At 43.6% G+C, this 22,489-nt stretch carries 21 protein-coding genes; 17 read left to right on the top strand and 4 right to left on the bottom strand.

Annotated features, from left to right (window positions below; all coding sequences use genetic code 11):
- Positions 1 to 91: 91 nt before the first annotated feature.
- From H8S37_RS06860 to H8S37_RS06845, 4 genes are all read left to right on the top strand, one after another.
- Positions 92 to 1,285, top strand: coding sequence for a dicarboxylate/amino acid:cation symporter (locus H8S37_RS06860; protein ID WP_186875252.1), 1,194 nt, complete (start codon positions 92 to 94; stop codon positions 1,283 to 1,285).
- 348 nt (positions 1,286 to 1,633) lie between these two features.
- Positions 1,634 to 2,971, top strand: a complete 1,338-nt coding sequence (locus H8S37_RS06855; RefSeq protein ID WP_243207077.1) for an MATE family efflux transporter — start codon at positions 1,634 to 1,636, stop codon at positions 2,969 to 2,971.
- Between the two features lie 264 nt (positions 2,972 to 3,235).
- The gene (locus tag H8S37_RS06850; protein WP_186875251.1) at positions 3,236 to 3,535 is read left to right on the top strand and encodes a BMC domain-containing protein; all 300 of its coding nucleotides are present in this window, start codon (positions 3,236 to 3,238) and stop codon (positions 3,533 to 3,535) included.
- Between the two features lie 35 nt (positions 3,536 to 3,570).
- Complete coding sequence (locus tag H8S37_RS06845) at positions 3,571 to 3,864, top strand: BMC domain-containing protein (protein WP_186875250.1); 294 nt, start codon at positions 3,571 to 3,573, stop codon at positions 3,862 to 3,864.
- 24 nt (positions 3,865 to 3,888) lie between these two features.
- Here H8S37_RS06845 and pdaA read toward each other — a convergent pair whose 3' ends face one another.
- Complete coding sequence (pdaA, locus tag H8S37_RS06840) at positions 3,889 to 4,728, bottom strand: delta-lactam-biosynthetic de-N-acetylase (RefSeq protein WP_186875249.1); 840 nt, start codon at positions 4,726 to 4,728, stop codon at positions 3,889 to 3,891.
- Positions 4,729 to 4,805: 77 nt separating this feature from the next.
- Between pdaA and H8S37_RS17415 the strand changes: the two genes are divergently transcribed.
- The gene (locus H8S37_RS17415) at positions 4,806 to 4,934 is read left to right on the top strand and encodes a hypothetical protein (protein ID WP_279287356.1); all 129 of its coding nucleotides are present in this window, start codon (positions 4,806 to 4,808) and stop codon (positions 4,932 to 4,934) included.
- Positions 4,931 to 5,722, top strand: coding sequence for a Cof-type HAD-IIB family hydrolase (locus H8S37_RS06835; protein WP_186875248.1), 792 nt, complete (start codon positions 4,931 to 4,933; stop codon positions 5,720 to 5,722). Before H8S37_RS17415 ends, H8S37_RS06835 begins: the two co-directional genes overlap by 4 nt.
- Before the next feature lie 61 nt (positions 5,723 to 5,783).
- Here H8S37_RS06835 and H8S37_RS06830 read toward each other — a convergent pair whose 3' ends face one another.
- The 3 genes from H8S37_RS06830 to aroF are packed head-to-tail and all read right to left on the bottom strand — an operon-like array spanning position 5,784 to position 8,696.
- The gene (locus H8S37_RS06830; protein WP_186875247.1) at positions 5,784 to 6,593 is read right to left on the bottom strand and encodes a shikimate dehydrogenase family protein; all 810 of its coding nucleotides are present in this window, start codon (positions 6,591 to 6,593) and stop codon (positions 5,784 to 5,786) included.
- Positions 6,594 to 6,595: 2 nt separating this feature from the next.
- Positions 6,596 to 7,651, bottom strand: a complete 1,056-nt coding sequence (gene aroB, locus H8S37_RS06825) for a 3-dehydroquinate synthase (RefSeq protein ID WP_186875246.1) — start codon at positions 7,649 to 7,651, stop codon at positions 6,596 to 6,598.
- 28 nt (positions 7,652 to 7,679) lie between these two features.
- Entirely contained in the window at positions 7,680 to 8,696 is a 1,017-nt protein-coding gene (aroF, locus tag H8S37_RS06820) for a 3-deoxy-7-phosphoheptulonate synthase (RefSeq protein ID WP_186875245.1), read from the bottom strand.
- Between the two features lie 318 nt (positions 8,697 to 9,014).
- On the opposite strand from aroF, the gene pyrH reads away from it, so the two are divergent.
- From pyrH to H8S37_RS06765, 11 genes are all read left to right on the top strand, one after another.
- Positions 9,015 to 9,710, top strand: coding sequence for a UMP kinase (pyrH, locus tag H8S37_RS06815; protein WP_186875244.1), 696 nt, complete (start codon positions 9,015 to 9,017; stop codon positions 9,708 to 9,710).
- Positions 9,711 to 9,723: 13 nt separating this feature from the next.
- The gene (frr, locus tag H8S37_RS06810; RefSeq protein ID WP_186875243.1) at positions 9,724 to 10,275 is read left to right on the top strand and encodes a ribosome recycling factor; all 552 of its coding nucleotides are present in this window, start codon (positions 9,724 to 9,726) and stop codon (positions 10,273 to 10,275) included.
- Positions 10,276 to 10,362: 87 nt separating this feature from the next.
- On the top strand, positions 10,363 to 11,079 hold the full coding sequence (locus H8S37_RS06805) for an isoprenyl transferase (protein ID WP_186875242.1): 717 nt from the start codon (positions 10,363 to 10,365) through the stop codon (positions 11,077 to 11,079).
- The gene (locus H8S37_RS06800) at positions 11,072 to 11,884 is read left to right on the top strand and encodes a phosphatidate cytidylyltransferase (protein ID WP_186875241.1); all 813 of its coding nucleotides are present in this window, start codon (positions 11,072 to 11,074) and stop codon (positions 11,882 to 11,884) included. The genes H8S37_RS06805 and H8S37_RS06800 overlap by 8 nt, the downstream gene beginning before the upstream one ends.
- 13 nt (positions 11,885 to 11,897) lie before the next feature.
- Complete coding sequence (locus H8S37_RS06795; protein ID WP_186875240.1) at positions 11,898 to 13,040, top strand: 1-deoxy-D-xylulose-5-phosphate reductoisomerase; 1,143 nt, start codon at positions 11,898 to 11,900, stop codon at positions 13,038 to 13,040.
- A 3-nt stretch (positions 13,041 to 13,043) separates the two neighbouring features.
- A complete protein-coding gene (gene rseP, locus H8S37_RS06790) occupies positions 13,044 to 14,081 on the top strand; it encodes an RIP metalloprotease RseP (RefSeq protein WP_186875239.1) in 1,038 nt (345 codons plus the stop codon).
- Between the two features lie 72 nt (positions 14,082 to 14,153).
- Positions 14,154 to 15,425: a peptidoglycan-binding domain-containing protein gene (locus H8S37_RS06785; protein WP_186875790.1), complete on the top strand. Its 1,272-nt coding sequence runs from the start codon at positions 14,154 to 14,156 to the stop codon at positions 15,423 to 15,425.
- 442 nt (positions 15,426 to 15,867) lie between these two features.
- Complete coding sequence (locus tag H8S37_RS06780; protein WP_186875238.1) at positions 15,868 to 17,091, top strand: transglutaminase domain-containing protein; 1,224 nt, start codon at positions 15,868 to 15,870, stop codon at positions 17,089 to 17,091.
- A 142-nt stretch (positions 17,092 to 17,233) separates the two neighbouring features.
- Positions 17,234 to 18,304 carry a carbamoyl phosphate synthase small subunit gene (locus H8S37_RS06775; protein ID WP_186875237.1) on the top strand — a complete coding sequence of 357 codons (1,071 nt, stop codon included), beginning with the start codon at positions 17,234 to 17,236 and terminating at the stop codon, positions 18,302 to 18,304.
- On the top strand, positions 18,304 to 21,507 hold the full coding sequence (gene carB, locus H8S37_RS06770) for a carbamoyl-phosphate synthase large subunit (protein WP_186875236.1): 3,204 nt from the start codon (positions 18,304 to 18,306) through the stop codon (positions 21,505 to 21,507). The genes H8S37_RS06775 and carB overlap by 1 nt, the downstream gene beginning before the upstream one ends.
- A complete protein-coding gene (locus H8S37_RS06765) occupies positions 21,491 to 22,462 on the top strand; it encodes a hypothetical protein (protein WP_186875235.1) in 972 nt (323 codons plus the stop codon). The genes carB and H8S37_RS06765 overlap by 17 nt, the downstream gene beginning before the upstream one ends.
- Positions 22,463 to 22,489 lie beyond the last annotated feature (27 nt).

Below are 22,489 nucleotides of genomic sequence, written 5' to 3'. Positions count from 1 at the left end.
TGTTTTTAAGAAACTTTCTTGTAAGTACGGCATATATAGATTATAATACCTTTATATTGTATGATGTATAGAAGGAAGAGAGGGATATGCTATGAAAAAAATATGCAGCAGCCTGCCGTTTAAGCTTTTACTGGGGGTTGTAATCGGAATACTGGTAGGTCAGGCGGCAGGAGAAAGTGTAATGAATGTCGTTGTCACTGTGAAGTATGTGTTAGGACAGTTCATTAATTTCTGCGTGCCATTAATTATCATTGGATTTATTGCACCTTCCATTACAAAATTAGGAAAAAATGCTTCGCGTATGCTTGGAGTCGCGGTTGTCTGCGCTTATGTATCTTCTGTATTGGCGGCGTTTATGGCAATGGGAGCGGGATATGGTCTGATTCCACATCTGTCGATTGTATCTGAAGTTGATGGCTTGAAGGAATTACCGGAGGTTGTATTCCAGTTGGATATTCCACAGATTATGTCAGTAATGAGTGCGCTTGTCTTTTCGGTTTTAGTGGGCTTGGCAGCGACATGGACAAAGGCAGTGACAATTACAAATGTTCTGGATGAGTTTCAGAAAATTGTTCTGGAGGTTGTATCTAGAATTGTAATTCCTGTTTTGCCGGTTTTCATAGGATTTACATTTTGTGCGCTGTCTTATGAGGGAACGATTACAAAGCAGCTTCCTGTATTTATAAAAATTGTATTGATTGTGATGGCCGGACATTATATTTGGCTGGCACTTCTCTACCTGGTAGGGGGCTTGTACTCTAAGAATAATCCTTTGAAAGTGGTAAAGAATTATGGTCCGGCATATATTACTGCAGTAGGTACGATGTCATCTGCGGCGACACTTGCGGTAGCGCTGCGCTGTGCGAAGAAGTCAGAGCCAGCCCTTAGAGACGACATGGTAGATTTTGGGATCCCATTATTTGCGAATATACATTTGTGCGGTTCGGTTTTAACAGAAGTCTTTTTTGTTATGACTGTCTCCCAGATTTTATATGGAGAAATTCCCTCCCTGGGAACGATGATTTTGTTCTGTCTTCTGTTGGGAATTTTTGCGATTGGCGCGCCGGGAGTTCCAGGCGGAACAGTAATGGCCTCTCTGGGGCTTATCACAGGCGTATTGGGATTTGACGAGACAGGGACGGCGTTGATGCTGACAATTTTTGCCCTGCAGGACAGCTTCGGAACGGCATGCAACATCACAGGAGACGGCGCACTGACTATGATTCTTACCGGATATGTGAAACGGCATAACATAGAAGAACAAAGGCTTCATATAGAATTGTAACAGTTCAGCCCGCGCCATTCGTAAAACCGCACTGTGTGCTTATCGTGGCTGCGCCGCCGTTTTACTCATTGATAGGCGCTTAAGCTCATACAGATGTACGCTCGCAAAAACATGCAGGCATGTTTTATGCTTCCCGCACACTGTATGGCTGAACTGTTACATAGAATTATAAAAAAATAAAAATTTTTCTTTACAAATCGGAGGCCGTTCTGTATAATAAACAGCGTTGTAAAAATGGAAAGAGAGGATATGCTTTTCGATGGGAAGGCATATCTTTTTTTGAGAATAAAGGGAACAAATATATCAAAGGATAAGTGATTCAATAGTTACGAGAAGGATTGAGAAGATATGACAAATGATATGACAGTTGGAAAACCAGTAAATTTGATTGTGCGTTTTATGATTCCGATGTGTCTCGGAAATATATTTCAGCAGCTTTACAATCTGGCAGATTCTATTGTAGCAGGGCAGTTTATCGGCGTAGATGCGCTTGCAGCTATCGGAGGTACATCTTCTCTTATGTTTTTTGTAACAGGCTGGCTGAATGGATTGGCAAGTGGATTTGCCATCTTAGTAGCGCAGTGCTTTGGGGCAAAAAAACTGGAGAGGATGCGTCATTTTGTGGCTATGTCTGTGTATTTGATGACAGCCTTTTCTATTATAATGACGGTTGGCTTTGAGGCGGCAAACCGTCCGATCTTACGTTTGATGAATTCTCCAGAGAATCTGATCGGAGATATCAGCGCTTACATGGGAGTTATTTATGCGGGGCTATTTGTGACGGCGGCTTATAATTTTCTCGCGGCTGTATTGCGCGCTCTGGGCGACTCTAAATCTCCGCTGTATTTTCTGATGATTTCCGCGGCGATCAATGTGCTATTGGATATTGTACTGATTGTCAATTTTCATATGGGAGTAGAGGGATGTGCCTATGCTACTGTAATTGCGCAGGGAATTTCTGCGGCATTATGCCTGCTGTACATTGTGAAGAAATTTCCGATTCTGCATTTAAGAAAAGAAAACTTCCATTTTTCTATACAGAGTATCAAGAAGCTTCTAGGGCTGGGGATTCCTATGGGATTACAGTTTTCTATTACTGCGATAGGTACTATTATTGTACAGGGGGCTGTCAATGTATATGGAGCAGTGTATATCGCAGGTTTCTCTGCGGCAAGCAAGCTGCAGAATATTATAGCTGCCGTATTTGTTTCTTTTGGGGCGACAGCCGCCACTTTTGTGGGGCAGAACAGAGGCGCAGGGAAGATGGAACGCGTAAAGCAGGGCGTGCGCTGTACACAATGGATGATACTGGGATGGAGCTTTGTGATGATGGTCTGTGTGTATCTGTTTGGAAAGTACATGGTTTTACTCTTTACGGATGGCTCAGAAACAAAAGTGATTTATGCCGCGGTTACATATTTTAAAGCAGTTGCCTGGTGTTATCCATTTTTGGGATGCATTTTTTTATACCGCAATGCTCTGCAAGGAATGGGCTATGGTCTGATTCCTATGTTGGGAGGTGTTTTTGAACTGGTTGCAAGGACAGGAATTATTCTGCTTGTTTCAGGTAAGACGGGATTTATTGGCGTATGTCTGGCAGATCCGGCAGCCTGGATTGCAGCTTTGATTCCTCTTGTACCGTTTTACTTCTATATTATGAAAAAGAAAATTACGGTAACAGTTTAGCCATACAGTGTGCGGGAAGCATAAAACATGCCTGCATGTTTTTGCGAGCGTACATCTGTATGAGCTTAAGCGCCTGTCAATGAAAAACGGTGGCGGCAGCCACAATAAGCACGCAGTGCGGTTTTACGAATGGCGCGGGCTGAACTGTTACAAATTTCCAACAGAATTTGTAGATTTTTATTGAAAATTGGTAGTACCAGTTATATAATTGATTATAAGTATGGTAAACAGGCAGAAGATAGGTTCTGCGGGCAGGAGGAATACATGAGCAGCGGATATGAAGGAATGGCAATCGGGATGTTTGAGTTGGAAAGCGAATGTGCATGTTTTGTGGCGTTGGATGCTGCGGCGAAGGCGGCGGATGTAAGAATACAGGCTGTGGAAAGAAACAGGCTTGGTACGGGCGCCTGCGTGAAAATGAGAGGGAAGGTGTCTGATGTAAAAGCGGCAATGGAGGTTGCTTTGGAGACAGCAGCACCACTTTCGAAGATTGTATCCCATACAGTGATTGCGGCTCCGTCAGCAGATACGGAGACAGCGATGACAATGACGATAGGAAAGTAAGAGATGAGATTGGGAAGAAAGCAGAGGATGGAAGTATGACATACGGAGCATTCGGATTGATAGAAGTTCTAGGGGAAGCAAATGCGGTGCTGGTAACGGACCAGATGTTAAAAACCGCAGATGTAAAATATGAGACACAGGATACAATGTGCGGCGGGCATGCGTTGATTTTTATGAGTGGAAGCGTATCTGCTGTGAAAGCGGCGGTGGAAAACGTGGCAGAGAATCCGCCGTGCAGAATTTTAAACAAGGCGGTAATTTCAAATCCGTCACCGGAAATGGTGCAGATTGTGGAAGAGTTTAAAGCACGTGGAAAAAAGTCTAAATAATAACGAGTAAAGCGAGCCTCTGGTTCAGCTGGCATTTACCAGCTGTTCCAGAGGTTTTACTGTATATCCCATATCTTCCCATTTCGTAAGGAGTTCATCTAATATCTGTGCATTGGTGGAAGAGGTACTGTGCAGAAGGACAATCGCGCCTGGGTGAATCCGGTTCAAGAGCTTGTCGAAGGCTTCTTCTTTGGAAGGCTGGTTGTCTTGATACCAGTCTACATAAGCCAGGCTCCAGAAGAAGGTTTTATATCCAAGTTCTTTTGCCATCTTTAAATTTGCCTCATTGTATTTGCCCTGCGGCGGCCGGTAGAATTTCGTCATCTTTTCTCCGGTGGCGTTCTCAAATGCATCTTCTACAGTTTCCAATTCTTCGCGGAAGGTTTCTATTGTAGAGATTTGAGACATATCAGGATGGTGATAGGTATGGTTTCCCACAGTATGTCCTTCTTCTACCATACGTTTTACCAACTCGGGTTCTGATTCTACATAAGTACCGACGACAAAAAAAGTAGCATGCACTTTATGTTTTTTTAGCGCATCTAAAATCTGTTCAGTATTTCCATTTTCATATCCGGCATCAAAGGTCAGATAAAGTACTTTTTCATCTGTATCCTGCGCGTAATAAGCGTCATACTGTTTTAATTCTTCAAAAGTGGCATTGGCGGTGGGCGGCTGTCCGTCGTCTTGAAAGCTTAAGCCCCAGTTCCCTTCAGCGGAGGCCGGAACAGCTTCAGAGGATACGAAAGAAGCTGGAGCAGTTAGTTTTCCGATAATTCCGCCAGTGAAAAAAGCAATGGCAAATAGAAGGAGGCATCCGCCTGCTTTTTTTACAGACGGCCGGTTAGGTAAAGGAATACGCATATGTTTATCACCCTGCCGGCATTACATTGCGCCGGCGTCATCCATTTTTAATACTTTATGCGTGTAAAAGAGTGTTTATGCAGGCGGCTTTATATGATGTCAGAAGTGGAAGGAATGTAGCAGTACTATGGACATTTACAGGAAAGGGTGGTAAAGTGAAAAAAGATAAAAAGAAACTTTTAAATCTGGGAGAAGGAAGGGAATGAAAAAATCAGTTTTATTTTTTGATATTGACGGTACGATTTTAAGTGAAATAACCCATGAAATTCCACACAGTGCAATGGAAGCTCTTGCTTGTGCAAGAAAACAGGGGCATCTGTTGTTTATTAATACAGGGAGGACAGTGTGCAGTATTCCGCCGGAGCTTAGAAGGTTTCCATTTGACGGATATTTGTGCGGATGTGGAACATATCTTTTGTATGGAAGTGAAGTATTGCTTGCCCATCCTCTTCCGAAAAAGAGAGGGCGTGAGATTATACAGAAGATGATCGAATGTAATATAGCAGGGGTGGCCGAGGGGACGGAAGATAATTATCTGCCGGAACGGGTTTCACGCTTTGAGCCATTGGAAAGCACAAGGCGGTATTTTCATCGCGCAGGGATTGGACAGGAACAGTATATGGAGACAGGAGACTTTGTATATGATAAGTTGTTTGTGTACGCGGATGAAAAAAGCAGAAAAAAAGAGTTCTTTGACTTTATTTCAGAAGATATGGAAATACTGGGGCGGGGAAAATACGCCTATGAAGTTATACAGAAAGGGTATTCTAAGGCGACAGCATGTGAATATATATTGAAAAAATTTCAGATAGACATAGACAATGCATATGTGTTTGGAGACAGCAGCAACGATCTGGCAATGTTTGAATATGCCAGGCACGCAGTAGCTATGGGGGTTCATGATACGGTACTGCAAAAGCATACAGAATTCGTGACAAAGAAGGTAGAAGATGACGGGATTTATTATGCTTTGAAGCATTATGGACTCATATAATGAAAAGAGATAGGAAGTAATATAAGGGGACTGCTGAGTATGACGGCAATCCCCTTAAAATTTAGAGAAATCTTTTTGCCAGACGATCATGCAGAATTGTACCTATAGTAGAATCGAGAGATTTACCAAGCCAGATTTCTTCAGAGGCAATTGCCTGATCTACCAACATTCTAAGTCCGGTGACAGTCAGAAGTCCGGATACCTCTGCAAGATGAAGAAATTCCGTTACCATAGGGTTATAGACGATGTCTCCAGCGACAGAGAAACATTTTATAACAGAAGCGGGGACAGGGCTTGTCCCGACTTTTGGATACATACCAACTGGAGTTGTATTTATAATAATATCTCCGGAGGGAATATCATGTAATGTGCAGGTATGAATATAAGGAAAACGTTCTTTTAAACGTTGCTTTGCCTCCTCATTTCTGGCGGCAACGGTAATTTTAGAAGCGCCTTCTGTGTACATGGCATAGATCAGTGCCCTGGAGGCGCCCCCAGAGCCCAGGATAACGGCTTCTTTTTGGCGGAGTGTGACGCCTGCGCTTTGAAACATACTGACAGCGCCGAGATAGTCTGTATTGTAGCCATATGTCAAGCCGTTTTTTAACAGAACGGTATTGACAGCGCCGATACATTCGGCATGAGAATCCAGGATGTCTACCATCTGACACAATTTCTCTTTATAAGGAATGGTAACATTGATCCCGCTTATCTGTTTTTCTTTCAGTTCTTCCAGTATGCTGCCAACTTCTTCTTGCGAACGTTCCAACACTTCATAAGTGGCGTCTATCCCCTGTCGGCGAAATAACTCCTCGTGCAGCTCGGGAGAAAGTGTGTGGGAGAGATGCTCTCCCAGGATTCCAAAACGCAAAATTAAATCCCTCCTGCTTCTTTAAAAAATTGAATTTCGGTCGGATAAATGTAGCTTTTTCCGATTTCATGCAGTAAGATGACATTCAGATTGCCGTTTAAATTCTTTTTATCCAATGTCATTGCATTTTTCAGTGTCTCTATGGGAAGTCCGCAGGTGTGCGGCAGTCCATAAATATCGAGAGCTTTCTTGATGGAAGCGGCGCAGCCTGAGGCAGTGAGCCCCTTTGCTTCGGCAATCCGGCATATCTGGTACATACCGATTGCGACAGCCTCCCCATGGCTTTCTCTTTCATAATGATAGTGCTGTTCAATTGTATGAGCAAGCGTATGTCCGAAATTTAAAAGCATACGTTCTCCGGTGTCATACGGATCTGCTTCTACGACAACACGTTTTATGTCTACACAGCGCAGAATGACAGAGGCCAGCTGCGGCTTTAGCTCCTCAAAAGAAGAACAAGACATAAGTGTTTCGAACAGGGCGGCATCCTTGATACATCCATATTTGATTACCTCTCCCATTCCATCACTGATAAAATGTGCGGGAAGAGTGTCAAGAACATCCGGATCGATGAGAACCATCTTGGGATGATAGAAAGCACCGACCAGATTTTTTCCCTGTGGAAGATCTACGGCTACTTTTCCCCCTACGGAAGAGTCCACCTGCGCGAGAAGGGTAGTCGGTATTTGGATGAACCTGACGCCCCGCAGATAGCTGGCTGCCGCGAATCCAACGAGATCACCGATGACACCTCCTCCCAGGGCGATAACAAGGTCGCTGCGGGAAATTTTTGCATCAAGCAGAGCCGCATAGATGGACGGAAGAGTCTGAAAGCTTTTGATCGTTTCACCGTGAGGGAGAACAAGAGAATGACATTCATAATCAGACAGAGTGGCAAGCAGCGTATTCCCGTATATAGGAAATACATGATCGTCAGAAATAATCATGATCTTTTTTCCGGTGAAAACCTTTGCAATCCATTCCCCCGCATGGGAGAGAATTCCATTTTTGATAAGAATTGGGTAACTGTTCTTTCCTAAATTGACTGTCAGTTCCATGTCAAAACCTCCTGTTTTTAAAATACCCCTAGGATATAACTTTTCCGACAACCTGTGCAATTTGCTTTACCTGTTTTAGCAGATTGTCATATTTAGCAGGCTTTAAAGACTGAGCGCCGTCGCACAATGCATTTTCTGGATCGTTGTGGACTTCGATCATAAGACCGTCAGCACCGGCCGCCACTGCTGCCTTTGCCATTGGTTCTACAAGCCACCATTTTCCGCCGGCATGGCTTGGATCGATGACAACGGGCAAATGCGTCTTTTTACGCAGCACGGGGATGCTCTGCAAATCCAGCGTATTTCTTGTAAATGTTTCAAAGGTACGTATACCGCGTTCGCAGAGAATAACGTTTTCATTTCCAGATGCCATAATATATTCTGCGGACATTACCCACTCCTCATACGTTGCGTTTAATCCGCGTTTTAATAGAATGGGACGCTCTACCTGCCCCAATTGCTTGAGCAGATCAAAATTCTGCATATTTCTGGCGCCAATCTGGATTAAATCCACCTTCTCGTTAAAAATATCCAGATATTCAGTTGACATCAGCTCTGTGACAATGGGAAGCCCGACTTCTTCCTTTACGGCACAGAGAATTTCCAATCCTTTTAATCCAAGCCCCTGGAAAGAATATGGGCTGGTCCGCGGTTTGAAAGCGCCTCCTCTTAGAAGATTGGCTCCGGAAGCCTTCGCATCTTTTGCAATGGAGAGTACCTGGTCAAAGGTTTCTACCGAACAGGGGCCGGCGATTAATCCCATATGACCGCCGCCGATTTTTACACCGGATACGTCGATTACAGAATCCTCAGGGTGGAAAGCGCGGTTGGCAAGCTTGTAAGGCTCCTGCACATGCATTACCTTGTCTACACAGGAATCTACTTCAAAAAGTCTGGGGTCAATTAAAGTCGTATCTCCGATACAACCGATAATAGTCATCTCTGTACCGCGGACGATATGGGTATCTAATCCCTTCTTTTTAATTTGATTTTCTACCCGGCTGATATTTTCTTCACTGGTATGTGGTTTTAATACAATAATCATTTTCTTTCCTCCAGTTAACTGAACAATAAAATGTAGTTATATAGCTTCTGCTTTAACTTCGCACTGTAAAATTTTATCTGTTTAAAGTGTGAAAACATACATATCATAAAACATAATAGAATAAATGTCAATGATTTTCATTTATTATTGTATTTTAGACACAGTTTTCTGGACAGTCAATCTATATGTGAAATCTAGACTATTTTACTCTGCGGGATATTTGCATGACAAAATGGAAAAGTTATGTTATACTTCATTTTAGGTAGTTGCGGCAGACTGCCGTTATATTAAGAACGTAAGAATAAAGGAGCCGGAAAAATGAAAAGAGTATTGCTGAAATTAAGCGGAGAGGCGCTTGCAGGAGAGAAAAAGACCGGATTTGACGAGGAAACTTGTCTGGGTGTCGCACGCCAGGTAAAAAAGCTTGTGGATAAAGGAATCCAGGTTGCAGTTGTAACAGGCGGAGGAAATTTCTGGAGAGGGCGCACAAGTGAGACGATCGACCGGACAAAAGCAGATCAGATTGGAATGCTTGCTACAGTGATGAATTGTATTTATGTTTCTGATATTTTTAGATTTGCTGGTATGAAAACAGAGGTGTTTACGCCGTTTATCTGCGGGGCGTTTACATCTGTATTTTCAAAGGATGCGGCTGTGGAGGCAATGGAAAACGGCAAGGTAGTCTTTCTTGCAGGAGGAACCGGGCATCCATATTTTTCAACAGATACAACTGCTGTTCTGGGTGCGATTGTAATAGAAGCAGATATGATGCTTTTAGCAAAGGCAATTGACGGAATTTATGACAGTGATCCGAAGCTCAATCCAGATGCGAAGAAATATGAAGAAATCACTATTCAGGAAATGATAGATAAAAAACTGATGGCAGTGGATATGACAGCGTCTATTTTATGTATGGAGAATAAAATGCCCATGCTGGTGTTTGGGCTGAATGAAGAAAACAGTATTGTTAATACAGTAAGCGGAACCTTTAACGGAACAAAGGTAACAGTATAGGAGGACTTGTAAAATGGATGAAAAATTAAAAGTGTATGATGAAAAGATGACAAAATCGGTGCAGAATTTAAATACAGAGCTGGCAACGATTCGTGCTGGGCGCGCGAATCCCCATGTGCTGGATAAACTCAGTGTAGAATATTATGGGGCTCCCACTCCAATTCAGCAGGTGGCGAACGTATCTGTACCGGAAGCGCGGATGATTCAGATACAGCCCTGGGAAAAAAATATGTTAAAAGAGATTGAAAAGGCGATTCTGGTTTCCGATATTGGGATCAATCCAACAAATGACGGATCCTGTATTCGCCTGGTATTTCCTGAGCTTACAGAAGAGCGAAGAAAAGAACTGGTTAAAGATGTAAAGAAAAAAGGAGAAGCGGCGAAAGTAGCTGTCCGCAATATCCGCAGAGATGGAAATGACGCGTTTAAGAAACTTAAAGGCGGGGAAATCTCCGAGGATGGCATTAAAGATTTGGAAGAGGAATTGCAGAAGCTGACGGACAAATACATCACACAGATCGATAAAGAGGTTGAGGCAAAATCAAAAGAGGTGCTTACTGTATAATTACCATATAAGGAATAGGAGGGGCTTAAGTACAATCTACTTGTAGTCCCTTTTTTTACGAATAATCCGGTTGGGGAGGAAAGAAGGATGAATATACCACAGCATGTGGCGATTATTTTAGACGGAAACGGCCGTTGGGCAAAATCAAAAGGAATGCCTAGAAACTATGGGCATGCCCAGGGCAGTAAAAATGTAGAGAGGATCTGTGAGGAGGCGTGGCGCTTAGGGATTAAGTATCTTACCGTATATGCTTTTTCCACAGAGAACTGGAACCGGCCGAAAAATGAAGTGGACGCACTGATGAAGCTTTTACGCAATTATATGAAAACCTGTTTGAAAACCGCAGAAAAAAATGATATGAAGATCCGCGTAATTGGAGACGTAGAACCTTTGGATGATGACATCAAAGGGAGAATACGTGAGTTAGAACAGGCGAGCAGAAATAATGGAGGGTTAAATTTTACAATTGCTCTGAATTATGGAAGCCGGGATGAAATGACCCGGGCAGTGAAAAGACTGGCAAAAGACTGTGTAGACGGAAAAGTGAATCCAGACGATATTGATGAAAGACTATATGCTTCCTACCTGGATACATGTGAGATTCCAGATCCGGATCTTTTGATCCGTACAAGCGGAGAGCAAAGGCTGTCCAATTATCTGTTGTGGCAGCTTGCTTATACAGAATTTTATTTTACAGATATTCCATGGCCGGATTTTACAAAACAGGAATTAGAAAAGGCAATTGAGCAGTATAATAACAGAGACAGACGTTTCGGAGGAATAAAGGAGGAACGGAATGTTTAAGACAAGGTTGTTAAGTGGAATACTATTGATCATCATTGCGCTCTTTACAGTGGGTTCTGGGGGAAATATTCTGTTTGCGACGCTGCTCATTATCAGTCTGATAGGAATGACGGAGCTGTACAGGGTATTTCATATACAAAAAGATCCCCTGGGAATATGCGGATATTTATTTGCCGTTCTTTACTACGGGCTGCTGTATATAAAGCCATCATTAAAAGAGAGTGCGCCAGAAGCATTTATCCTGCTTTTTGTCGCATTGCTGATCTGTCTGATGGCAGTGATGGTATTCACTTATCCAAAATACAAAACAGAACAGGTGATGGCGGCATTTTTTGGGATGTTTTATCTTGCCGTGATGTTGTCTTTCATTTACCAGACAAGAATTATGCCTGGCGGCGTGTTCACAGTATGGCTTGTGTTTATCTGTGCATGGGGGTGTGATACCTGTGCGTACTGTGTGGGAATGTTAATAGGAAAGCATAAGATGGCTCCGGTTTTAAGCCCAAAGAAATCTGTGGAGGGCGGCATCGGCGGAGTAGTTGGCGCGGCATTGATTGGCGTATTATATGCGCTTGCTGTAAATCATTGGGGAAATGCTGGAATCAATGTGTTTTCTTATGCGGTTATTGGCGCGGCAGGAGGAGCTGTTTCTCAGATAGGAGATCTGGCGGCATCTGCGATTAAGAGAAAACATGATATTAAGGACTACGGAAAACTGATACCAGGGCACGGGGGAATCTTGGATCGGTTTGACAGTGTGATTTTTACGGCGCCGATTATTTATTGTCTTGCCGTTCTTTTGTAGGAGGAGTATACGAATGAAAAAAATTGCGATTTTAGGTTCTACAGGTTCTATCGGAACACAGACCTTGGAAGTAGTAAGTAACAATGGGGATATGCAGGTATGTGCGTTGGCAGCAGGGGGGAATATTTCGCTGCTGGAGGAACAGATACGTAAGTTTGGTCCTCGGCTTGTGGCTGTATGGACAGAGGATAAGGCAAAGGAATTAAAAGAAAAAATAAAAGATTTAGATGTAAAGGTTGTATCTGGGATGGACGGTCTGCTTGAAGTGGCGGCAGTACCGGAGAGCGATATTTTAGTGACAGCCATTGTGGGTATGATAGGGATTTTGCCTACGATAGAAGCAATCAAAGCAGGGAAAGATATTGCGCTGGCAAATAAGGAAACGCTGGTGACGGCGGGGCATATCATTATGCCGCTTGCGAGGAGGCATGGAGTTTCTATTCTTCCGGTGGACAGTGAACACAGCGCTATTTTTCAGTCTTTGCAGGGTGGAAGGCAAAAGGAGGTGGCAAAGCTTCTTTTAACAGCCTCAGGAGGCCCTTTCAGAGGGAGAAAAAGAAAGGAACTTATGAATATCCAGGTGGAAGATGCGCTGAAGCATCCGAACTGGGAGATGGGCAGAAAGATTACGATAGATTCTTCAACAATGGTGAATAAAGGGCTGGAAGTGATAGAGGCAAAATGGCTGTTTGATATTTCGACAGAACAGATCCAAGTAGTTGTACAGCCCCAAAGTATTATCCATTCAATGGTAGAGTATGTGGATGGAGCAGTCATTGCGCAGCTTGGAACGCCGAATATGAAGCTTCCTATTCAGTATGCTCTGTACTATCCAGAGAGAAGGTATCTTCCGGGGGACAGACTGGATTTTAAAGCCTTATCACAGATTACCTTTGAAGAACCGGATATGGAGACTTTCTATGGGCTGAAGCTGGCATACAGAGCAGGAAAAGAGGGCGGCTCTCTTCCGACAGTCTTTAACGCGGCGAATGAGAAGGCAGTTTCTATGTTTTTAGAACGGAAGATACAGTATTTACAGATACCGGAAATCATACAGGCATGTATGGAACAGCATAAGAATATAGAGTCTCCAACGGTAGATGAGATACTAAATACAGAAAAAGAGACATATGAATTTATTAAAAACAGGTGGTAGTGTATGGGAATAATTATAGCAATACTCATGTTCAGCGGGATTATTATTTTCCATGAGCTTGGACATTTTCTACTTGCAAAGAAAAACAAAATCCGCGTGGATGAATTTTCACTTGGGCTTGGGCCTACTTTGTTCGGCAAAGAATTTGGCGGTACAAAATTCTGCGTGAAGCTGCTTCCTTTTGGCGGAGCCTGCATGATGGGAGAGGACGATGCCGATGACATGTCGGAGGGAAGCTTTAACAGTAAGTCTGTATGGGCGCGTATGTCTGTGATTGTTGCGGGCCCGCTGTTTAATTTGATCCTGGCGTGGATTATGTGTACCATTGTGGTGGCATGGGTAGGGTATATGCCTCCTGTTGTCGATAAAGCAGAGCCGGGATATTCCGCCTATGAAGAAGGTATCCGGCAGGGAGATGTGATAAAGGAAATTAATGGAAAGAATATTCATCTCTGGAACGAGATCAGCTTATATAATCTGACACATGCGAATGAAGAGACAGCGGAAATAGTCTATGAACGGGACGGTGAAGAATATACGGCGATACTGGAACTGCGCCAGCTTGAAAACGACACATATAAAAAGCTGGGAGTTACAAACAGCGGGGAAGCAGTACGTCCGGGAATCCTGGGTTCTGTACAGTATGGCGCTTATACGGTGAAATACTGGATAGACTATACAGTAGATTGTCTGCGTATGCTGGTGACAGGACAGGTAGGAGTGCGTGATCTGTCCGGCCCTGTAGGGATTGTAAATGTGGTAGACAGCGCCTACCGACAGTCCGCGGCGGCAGGATTAAAAACAGTTGTTTTAAACCTGATGAACATAGGAATTTTGGTTACGGCAAACTTAGGGATTATGAACCTTTTGCCGATTCCAGCATTGGACGGCGGCCGTCTGGTATTTCTGATTGTGGAGGCGATCCGCGGGAAGCGGGTGCCGCCGGAAAAAGAAGGTATGGTGCATTTTGCGGGGTTTGCGCTTCTGATGATGTTGATGGTGTTCGTCATGTTTAATGATATAAGAAATCTCTTTATATAAAATATAATTTCTAGTTCCAAAAACAGACAGTGCTGCATATATTTAGGAGAGAGTCTTGTTGTGAGGAATGACATGAACCAGGTAAATATGATGCAGAATGGAAATACAGCAGGAGGAAAAGGTCGCCTTCAGATTAATGTCACGTCTGAAATAACGTCATATCCGGTTTCGGAGGCAGAGATTTCAATATCCTATACAGGAATACCGGAAAGCCAGCTTGAACGACTGAAAACAGATTCATCCGGCCAGACAGAGACGGTGGAATTAGACGCGCCTCCAGTGGAATACAGCTTGGATGAACAAAATGACAGGCAGCCCTATTCTGAATATACACTGGATATCAGTGCACCCGGTTATCAGCCGATGAGCATTGCAGGAACAGAGATTCTTGCCGATGTAAAGGCGATTCAGAATGTGCGTTTAAAACCAAGTGCGGAGGGGACGGAAGAGGAAGAAGTGTTTGTGATTCCGGCGCATACTCTGTATGCAGAATATCCTCCGAAAATTGCGGAGGAGGAGATCAAACCCGTCAATGAGACAGGGGAAATCGTATTAAGCAGAGTGGTGATTCCGGAGTATATCGTTGTGCATGACGGTTCCCCCAGGGACAGTACGGCGAAAAATTATTATGTCAGATACCGAGATTATATTAAAAACGTAGCGTCCAGTGAAATTTATGCCACATGGCCTGCTGACACAATCCGGGCAAATGTACTTGCTATTATGTCCTTTACATTGAACCGTGTATACACAGAGTGGTACCGGAATAAGGGGTATGATTTTACAATTACATCGTCTACGGCATTTGATCATAAATGGATACCAGAACGAAATATTTATGATTCGATCTCGGTGATTGTGGATGAACTGTTTTCCAATTATCTGTCACGCCCTAACGTGCGGCAACCGATTTTGACGCAGTACTGTGATGGGCGTCAGGTGACTTGCCCGAACTGGATGACGCAGTGGGGTTCGAAATCTTTAGGAGATCAAGGGTATTCAGCGATAGAGATTTTAAGGTATTTCTACGGGGATAATATGTACATCAATATGGCACAGGAGATCTCAGGAATTCCGGCTTCCTGGCCTGGATATACTTTAGAGGTTGGATCCAGCGGAGACAAGGTGCGCCAGATGCAGGAGCAGCTTAATGTGATTGCAGGCGCTTACCCTGCTTTACCAAAAATCAGTGTGGATGGAATTTATGGGCCTGCAACTGAAGAGGCAGTTAAGAAATTTCAAGATGTATTTGATCTTCCAGTTACAGGAAAAGTGGATTATGCAACATGGTATAAAATATCAGGGATTTATGTAGGTGTATCGCGGATTGCAGAATTAGTATAAAAAGAATGTGCTTTGCACATTCTCGCGCCGGAGCGCGGCGGCGTCAGCAGCCGTTTTCCAATTGCGCGCAGTGCGCCTCCTCCCGGAGGGATTAATTGTACAGGAAACAGAGTTTCCTGTACAATTAAAACAGGAGCAGAGAATTTTCTGCTCCTGTAATAAATTATTCTGCGAGAGAATAAAGCATAAGAAAGTTTTCACGTTCGGATTCGTCCATGCGGACAAAATCGGTAAAGTCTACATCAACATAATACATCGGTTGTTCACAACAGACTGCATGTGCTTTATTGTTGGTGTAGTGATACCTTTTACATTTTATGCAATAAAAGACATGCATCATAATCAGTCACCCCTCTTTCTTTTTAGAATAGTAACATAAATGTGGGCATGAGTGGGAAGAAAATGCAATTTTGAGTATAAGATTTATACGGGAAGGCGGTATATGAAAGGAAAACGGACAGAGAGAAAAAGATGCAGGAGAAAGAAAAAGGGCGGTCTGGCAGGAATAATTGTAGCTGCTGTAATTGGAGCAATCATCTGGAATGTCGACAGTTTTCCGCGTTTTTCGGATTCTTACAAAGAGGTTCGTTCTTCCGTTACTGTAAGAGGAGAAGAGGAAGTACAGTGCGGTGTGACAGGGCAGGAAGAAGTAGGAGGATTCTATTATCAGAAATTGTCTGGAGACGAACAAGAATTTTATGATGCGATCTGGCAGGGGGTGAAGGAAGAAAAGGAGTATATTGAAATCCCTGCGACAGATGGAGAACGTTCAGCGAAGATATATGAGTATCTTCTGTATGACAGACCAGAGCTGTTTTGGTGTGACGGTACTTCACGGATGACGGTTTATGAAGAGAAACTATGGTTTTATCCAGGTTATCATTGTACAGGAGAAAAAAGGCGGGAAAGGCAGGCACAGATACAGGCAGCAGTCAAAACATGCCTTGAAGGTATTTCAGAAGAAATGTCAGACTACGGGAAAATCCGGTATATTTTTGAGTATTTGGTGGAGACGATAGACTATGAGTCAGAGGCGCCCGATAATCAGAATATATATAGTTCTCTTGTTAATAAGAAATCAGTCTGCGCAGGATATGCAAGGGCAGCACAGTATCTTATGCAGCAAACAGGGATAGAATGTATCTATGTGGTAGGAGACATTGCAGGTCAGGGCGCACATGCGTGGAATATTGTAAATTGCGAAGGAAAATACTATCAAATGGATGTGACATTTGGGGATCCTGTATTTTTAAAGGAAGAGGAAGACGCTATCCTGCCTCAAAGCGCGATAAATTATGATTATTTGTGCTGTACAGACGAAGAGATCAGCAAGACGCACAGAGAAGATAAAAATATGGCATATCCGGCGTGCACATCGGAGGATTTGAATTATTACAGGCTGGAAGGAATGTATTATGAGGCGTTTTATAAAGAAGAAATGCTGGAGAAAATGAATGAAAGCTTCTATACAGGACAAAGCTTCTTTGCCTGTAAATTTGCAGACAGCGAGCTGTACCTGCGGGCGCATGACACGATAATTGAGGAACTGATTCCAAGTGCAGCGGCAAATCTGGCAGACTATTATGGTCTGAGCAGCGTGCATTATACATATGTGGAGGATGAGAAACTCAATAAAATAACGGTTTTCTGGAATTACGAAAAATAAATTTGCAGTATTGAAATATAGACTCAAATGTAGTATAATCTTTACAATTTGAGAAAGTGGGCGCTCTGGATGAAAAGACTCCAAGAGTGCCTTTGTTATGTGCAAATCAAATAGAAAATCTACGAAGGGATAAGGTGAACAGATGAAGGCATTTCTAATATTAGAAGATGGAACTGTGTTTACGGGGACAAGCATTGGTTCAACAAAGGATATGATTAGCGAAATCGTGTTTAATACCTCCATGACAGGTTATTTAGAGGTATTGACTGACCCTTCTTATGCGGGACAGGCAGTGGTAATGACCTATCCATTAATTGGAAACTATGGAATTACACCCGACAAGGAGTCCAAAAAGGCATGGCCTGACGGCTACATCGTAAGAGAATTGTCCCGTATGCCGAGCAATTTCCGGTGTGAGGGAACCATTCAGGACTTCCTGAAAGAGCAGGATATTCCAGGGATCGCAGGAGTAGACACCCGCGCTCTTACAAAAATCCTTAGGGAAAAGGGAACCATGAATGGAATGATTACCACCAATGAAAATTATAAACTGGAAGAAATTCTTCCACGATTGAAGGAATATAGAGTGGGGGACGTAGTTACAAAAGTAACATGCAGCGGGAAATATGTCTTGGAAGGAACTGGTAAAAAGGTAGCGCTTCTGGATTTAGGAGCGAAAAAGAATATCGCCAAATCTTTGCATCAACGAGGCTGTGAAGTGACTGTATATCCGGCGCACACAACAGCAGAAGAAATCATTTCATCTCATCCTGACGGAATCATGTTGTCCAATGGGCCTGGAGACCCGGCAGACTGTACTTCCATAATAAAAGAAATTAAAAAACTATATGACAGTGATATTCCTATTTTTGCAATTTGCCTGGGACACCAGCTTATGGCGCTCGCTACTGGGGCAACAACGCATAAATTGAAATATGGACACAGAGGAGGAAATCATCCGGTGAAGGATCTTAAGACAAATCGGGTATATATCTCTTCACAGAATCATGGTTATGTTGTAGACGCAGAAAATGTAGATCCGAATATAGCTGTTCCGGCGTTTGTGAATGTAAATGATGGTACAAATGAGGGGCTTTCCTATGTTGGAAAGAACATTTTTACAGTGCAGTTTCATCCGGAGGCGTGTCCGGGGCCGCAGGATTCCGGTTATCTGTTTGACCGTTTTATAGAAATGATGGGAGGGACGAAATAATGCCAAGAGACATAAGAATTAAAAAGGTTTTAGTGATTGGCTCCGGCCCGATTGTAATCGGTCAGGCAGCAGAGTTTGACTATGCAGGAACACAGGCATGTCGTTCCCTGAAAGAAGAAGGAATTGAAGTTGTACTTTTGAACTCCAATCCAGCGACAATTATGACGGACAAGGATATTGCCGATCGTGTCTATATCGAACCGCTGACAGTGGAGGTAGTAGAACAGCTTATTTTAAAGGAACAACCAGACAGTGTGCTGCCTACTCTGGGAGGACAGGCTGGACTGAATCTGGCAATGGAGCTGGAAGAAGCCGGCTTTTTAAAAGCGCATGGAGTTCGACTGATTGGAACAACCTCTGAAACGATCAAAAAGGCGGAGGATCGTCTAGAGTTCAAAGCAACGATGGAAAAAATAGGAGAGCCTGTGGCGGCCTCTCTGGTAGTAGAAAATGTAGAGGATGGGCTTGCGTTTGCGAACAAAATCGGTTATCCGGTTGTGCTTCGTCCTGCATATACACTGGGCGGAAGCGGCGGTGGTATCGCCCATGACAGTGAACAGCTTGTAGAGATTCTGGAAAATGGACTTCGCCTCTCCCGTGTAGGGCAGGTATTAGTAGAACGCTGCATCGCGGGATGGAAGGAGATCGAATATGAGGTAATGCGGGATGGGAATGGCAACTGCATTACGGTTTGTAATATGGAAAATATCGATCCTGTTGGTGTGCATACAGGAGACAGCATTGTTGTGGCTCCCTCCCAGACATTGGGAGATAAAGAGTACCAGATGCTGCGTACGTCTGCTTTGAATATCATCAGCGAACTGAATATCACCGGAGGATGTAATGTGCAGTATGCTTTGCATCCGGAAACATTTGAGTACTGTGTCATTGAAGTGAATCCGCGTGTGAGCCGTTCTTCTGCTCTTGCGTCAAAAGCGACGGGGTATCCGATTGCAAAGGTGGCGGCAAAAATCGCGCTGGGCTATACATTGGATGAGATCAAAAATGCAATCACACAGAAAACATATGCCAGCTTTGAGCCTATGCTGGATTACTGTGTCGTAAAGCTGCCCAGACTTCCGTTTGATAAGTTTATCAGTGCAAAAAGGACACTGACAACGCAGATGAAGGCGACCGGAGAAGTTATGAGTATTTGTGATAATTTTGAAGGTGCCTTGATGAAGGCGATCCGTTCCCTGGAACAACATGTGGACAGCCTGATGTCCTATGATTTTACAAGACTTTCAGAGGAAGAACTGACAGAGCAGCTTTCTATTGTCGACGATATGAGAATGTGGAGAATCGCAGAGGCAGTGCGCCGTGGAATCAGCTATGACAAAATTCACAGCATTACTTTGATTGATGAATGGTTTATTGATAAGTTTGCACGTATCGTAGAAATGGAAAATGCGTTAAAGACACAGGAACTCTCAATGGAGCTTTTAAAAGAGGCAAAGCGGATGGAATTTCCAGATACTGTCATTGCACGTCTTACAGGAAGGACCGAGAGAGAAATCCATGATATGCGCCACGCCAATCATATTGTGGCGGCATACAAGATGGTAGATACCTGTGCGGCTGAATTTGCAGCAGAGACGCCATATTACTATTCGGTATATGGAAGCGAAAGTGAAGTGGAAGAGACACACGATAGAAAGAAAGTGCTTGTTCTTGGTTCCGGTCCGATTCGGATTGGGCAGGGAATTGAGTTCGATTTTTGCTCTGTGCACTGTACATGGGCATTTTCAAAAGAGGGATATGAGACAATTATTGTAAATAATAATCCAGAGACAGTCAGCACAGACTTTGATATTGCAGATAAGTTATATTTTGAGCCGCTGACGCCGGAGGATGTGGAAAGCATTGTAGACATTGAAAAGCCGGACGGTGCGGTAGTGCAGTTCGGAGGACAGACAGCCATTAAACTGACAGAAGCGCTGATGAAGATGGGAGTTCCGATTCTGGGAACATCGGCAGAGAATGTAGACAAGGCAGAAGACAGGGAATTATTTGATGCAATTCTGGAAGAATGTGAGATCCCGCGTCCCACAGGGGGCACTGTCTTTACAGCGGAGGAAGCAAAAGAAGTGGCAAACAGACTGGGGTATCCGGTTTTAGTAAGACCTTCTTACGTGCTGGGCGGACAGGGCATGCAGATTGCCATCAATGACCATGATATTGATGAATTCATTGGAATAATCAACCGGATTGCACAGGATCATCCGATCCTTGTAGATAAGTATCTACAGGGAAAAGAAATTGAAGTAGATGCAGTGTGTGACGGAGAGGATATTTTGATACCGGGAATTATGGAGCATATTGAGCGTGCAGGAATTCACTCCGGCGACAGTATCTCTGTATATCCGGCGCAGAGTCTGACAAAGAAAGCAAAGGAAAAGATTGCAGAGTATACGAGGAGACTGGCAAAATCTCTTCATGTGGTAGGACTTATCAATATTCAGTTTATTGTGTGTGGTGAGGAAGATGTATATGTCATCGAAGTAAATCCGCGTTCCAGCCGGACGGTTCCATATATCAGCAAAGTGACGGGGATTCCTATTGTTCCCCTTGCGTCGAAAGTAATTATTGGGAATAAGATAAAAGAGCTCGGATATACACCGGGATTACAGCCGGAAGCAGAGTATATTGCTGTAAAAATGCCGGTATTTTCCTTTGAGAAAATCCGTGGCGCGGATATCAGTTTAGGGCCGGAGATGAAATCGACAGGAGAATGCTTAGGCATTGCCAAAACCTTTGACGAAGCGCTCTATAAAGCATTTTTAGGGGCGGGAATCAAGCTGCCGAGGTTCAAAAATATGATTATGACTGTTCGTGATGAAGATCAGCCGGAGGCAGTAGAAATCGGACGCAGATTCGAAAAAATCGGATATCATATCTTCGCCACAAGTGGTACGGCGTGTGCACTTAATGAGGCGGGTGTGAAGGCGACACCGGTACGTAAGATAGAGCAGGAATCGCCGAACCTGATGGATTTGATTCTGGGACATAAGATTGACCTGGTAATTGACATTCCGGCACAGGGGGCGGAGCATGCAAGAGACGGATTCATTATCCGGCGCAATGCGATTGAAACAGGGGTAAACGTGCTGACTGCGATTGATACGGCGCGTGCACTGATTACCAGCCTGGAAAATACAGATATTAAGAAATTGACACTGATAGATATTGCTACGGTGCAGTAAAAAGGAGTACAATGTTATCAAACATTATATAGAGGAGGTTATTTATGATGAAGAAAAATCTGAAGAGCATGTGTGCTGTATTATTGGGGGGGGGGTAATATGGAGTTCGCTTTCCTTCCCGTCCTTAGCTGCTGAACAGGTAAATCTTGCCACAGCAGAGAGCCGGCCGTACAATGGCACTGCGATTGTTGACGTGACGGATATGTATTTCCAAGAAGCTGTTTCTGAGGAAGACTATGCAGATATGTCGGCGACGGCAAAGGGAGTCCTAGCGTCGCCGGATGCCGGACATTATACAATTCTGACAGAGATGACGGATTTTGCATTTTACAACCGTAATCCAGACAGTGACGTAGATTTTAATGAGTGGTATGTTGTGCCGGAACGGATGGAAAACATTGCAACAGATGTAACGATTTCAAAGGCAGATCCCGAATTGCATATTTCCGCTTCCGAACAGAGTGCGGAGGGAGGAAGTGAAATTACAGTAAGTGCGGTCATTGTAAACGATTTTGGATATGAAGCAGGACTTCCGAAGGCAGAAGAAATAGAATTTACGGCTGTCAATGCAAAGATGAAAGAAGGAACAGCTGTAACGCGTACGGGAAACAAGTACTCGGCTGTTTTTGTCCTTTCTGATGATGCACAGGCAGAAGAAGCTGCTGTTACAGTGAATGTGTCACCGAGTGCAGTAAATTATAATGCGCTGGCAGAAGGCGTTTCGGCAAATATCCAGATTATACATAAGCAGGCGCCTGTCAAGCCAGATGATAGCTATCAGACAGACGATACGCAAATAGCAGAACATACAGAGGTTCTAAAAGAAGCAGAGAAAGAAAGAGTATCCGAAGTTCCTAAAACGGGAGACTGGAAAAACAGCATAGTGTTGTATATATTTGCCTTCTTGATAAGCGGAACAGCTTGTGTATGTCTGGCAAAAAGAAAAGGAAAATAAAAAATTCTTCATAAGAAATAACCAGAA

This window comes from Mediterraneibacter hominis (genome assembly GCF_014287475.1).
In the GTDB taxonomy this organism is placed as follows: domain Bacteria; phylum Bacillota; class Clostridia; order Lachnospirales; family Lachnospiraceae; genus Mediterraneibacter; species Mediterraneibacter hominis.
This window is presented reverse-complemented; position numbering and strand designations above follow the sequence as displayed.

Excerpts from the sequence above, each read along its gene's own strand:
- H8S37_RS06860 (WP_186875252.1), top strand. The coding sequence starts at position 92 with ATGAAAAAAATATGCAGCAGCCTGCCGTTTAAGCTTTTACTGGGGGTT.
- H8S37_RS06855 (WP_243207077.1), top strand. The coding sequence starts at position 1,634 with ATGACAAATGATATGACAGTTGGAAAACCAGTAAATTTGATTGTGCGT.
- H8S37_RS06850 (WP_186875251.1), top strand. The coding sequence starts at position 3,236 with ATGAGCAGCGGATATGAAGGAATGGCAATCGGGATGTTTGAGTTGGAA.
- H8S37_RS06845 (WP_186875250.1), top strand. The coding sequence starts at position 3,571 with ATGACATACGGAGCATTCGGATTGATAGAAGTTCTAGGGGAAGCAAAT.
- pdaA (WP_186875249.1), bottom strand. The coding sequence starts at position 4,728 with ATGCGTATTCCTTTACCTAACCGGCCGTCTGTAAAAAAAGCAGGCGGA.
- H8S37_RS17415 (WP_279287356.1), top strand. The coding sequence starts at position 4,806 with ATGCAGGCGGCTTTATATGATGTCAGAAGTGGAAGGAATGTAGCAGTA.
- H8S37_RS06835 (WP_186875248.1), top strand. The coding sequence starts at position 4,931 with ATGAAAAAATCAGTTTTATTTTTTGATATTGACGGTACGATTTTAAGT.
- aroB (WP_186875246.1), bottom strand. The coding sequence starts at position 7,651 with ATGGAACTGACAGTCAATTTAGGAAAGAACAGTTACCCAATTCTTATC.
- aroF (WP_186875245.1), bottom strand. The coding sequence starts at position 8,696 with ATGATTATTGTATTAAAACCACATACCAGTGAAGAAAATATCAGCCGG.
- pyrH (WP_186875244.1), top strand. The coding sequence starts at position 9,015 with ATGAAAAGAGTATTGCTGAAATTAAGCGGAGAGGCGCTTGCAGGAGAG.
- frr (WP_186875243.1), top strand. The coding sequence starts at position 9,724 with ATGGATGAAAAATTAAAAGTGTATGATGAAAAGATGACAAAATCGGTG.
- H8S37_RS06805 (WP_186875242.1), top strand. The coding sequence starts at position 10,363 with ATGAATATACCACAGCATGTGGCGATTATTTTAGACGGAAACGGCCGT.
- H8S37_RS06800 (WP_186875241.1), top strand. The coding sequence starts at position 11,072 with ATGTTTAAGACAAGGTTGTTAAGTGGAATACTATTGATCATCATTGCG.
- H8S37_RS06795 (WP_186875240.1), top strand. The coding sequence starts at position 11,898 with ATGAAAAAAATTGCGATTTTAGGTTCTACAGGTTCTATCGGAACACAG.
- rseP (WP_186875239.1), top strand. The coding sequence starts at position 13,044 with ATGGGAATAATTATAGCAATACTCATGTTCAGCGGGATTATTATTTTC.
- H8S37_RS06785 (WP_186875790.1), top strand. The coding sequence starts at position 14,154 with ATGAACCAGGTAAATATGATGCAGAATGGAAATACAGCAGGAGGAAAA.
- H8S37_RS06780 (WP_186875238.1), top strand. The coding sequence starts at position 15,868 with ATGAAAGGAAAACGGACAGAGAGAAAAAGATGCAGGAGAAAGAAAAAG.
- H8S37_RS06775 (WP_186875237.1), top strand. The coding sequence starts at position 17,234 with ATGAAGGCATTTCTAATATTAGAAGATGGAACTGTGTTTACGGGGACA.
- carB (WP_186875236.1), top strand. The coding sequence starts at position 18,304 with ATGCCAAGAGACATAAGAATTAAAAAGGTTTTAGTGATTGGCTCCGGC.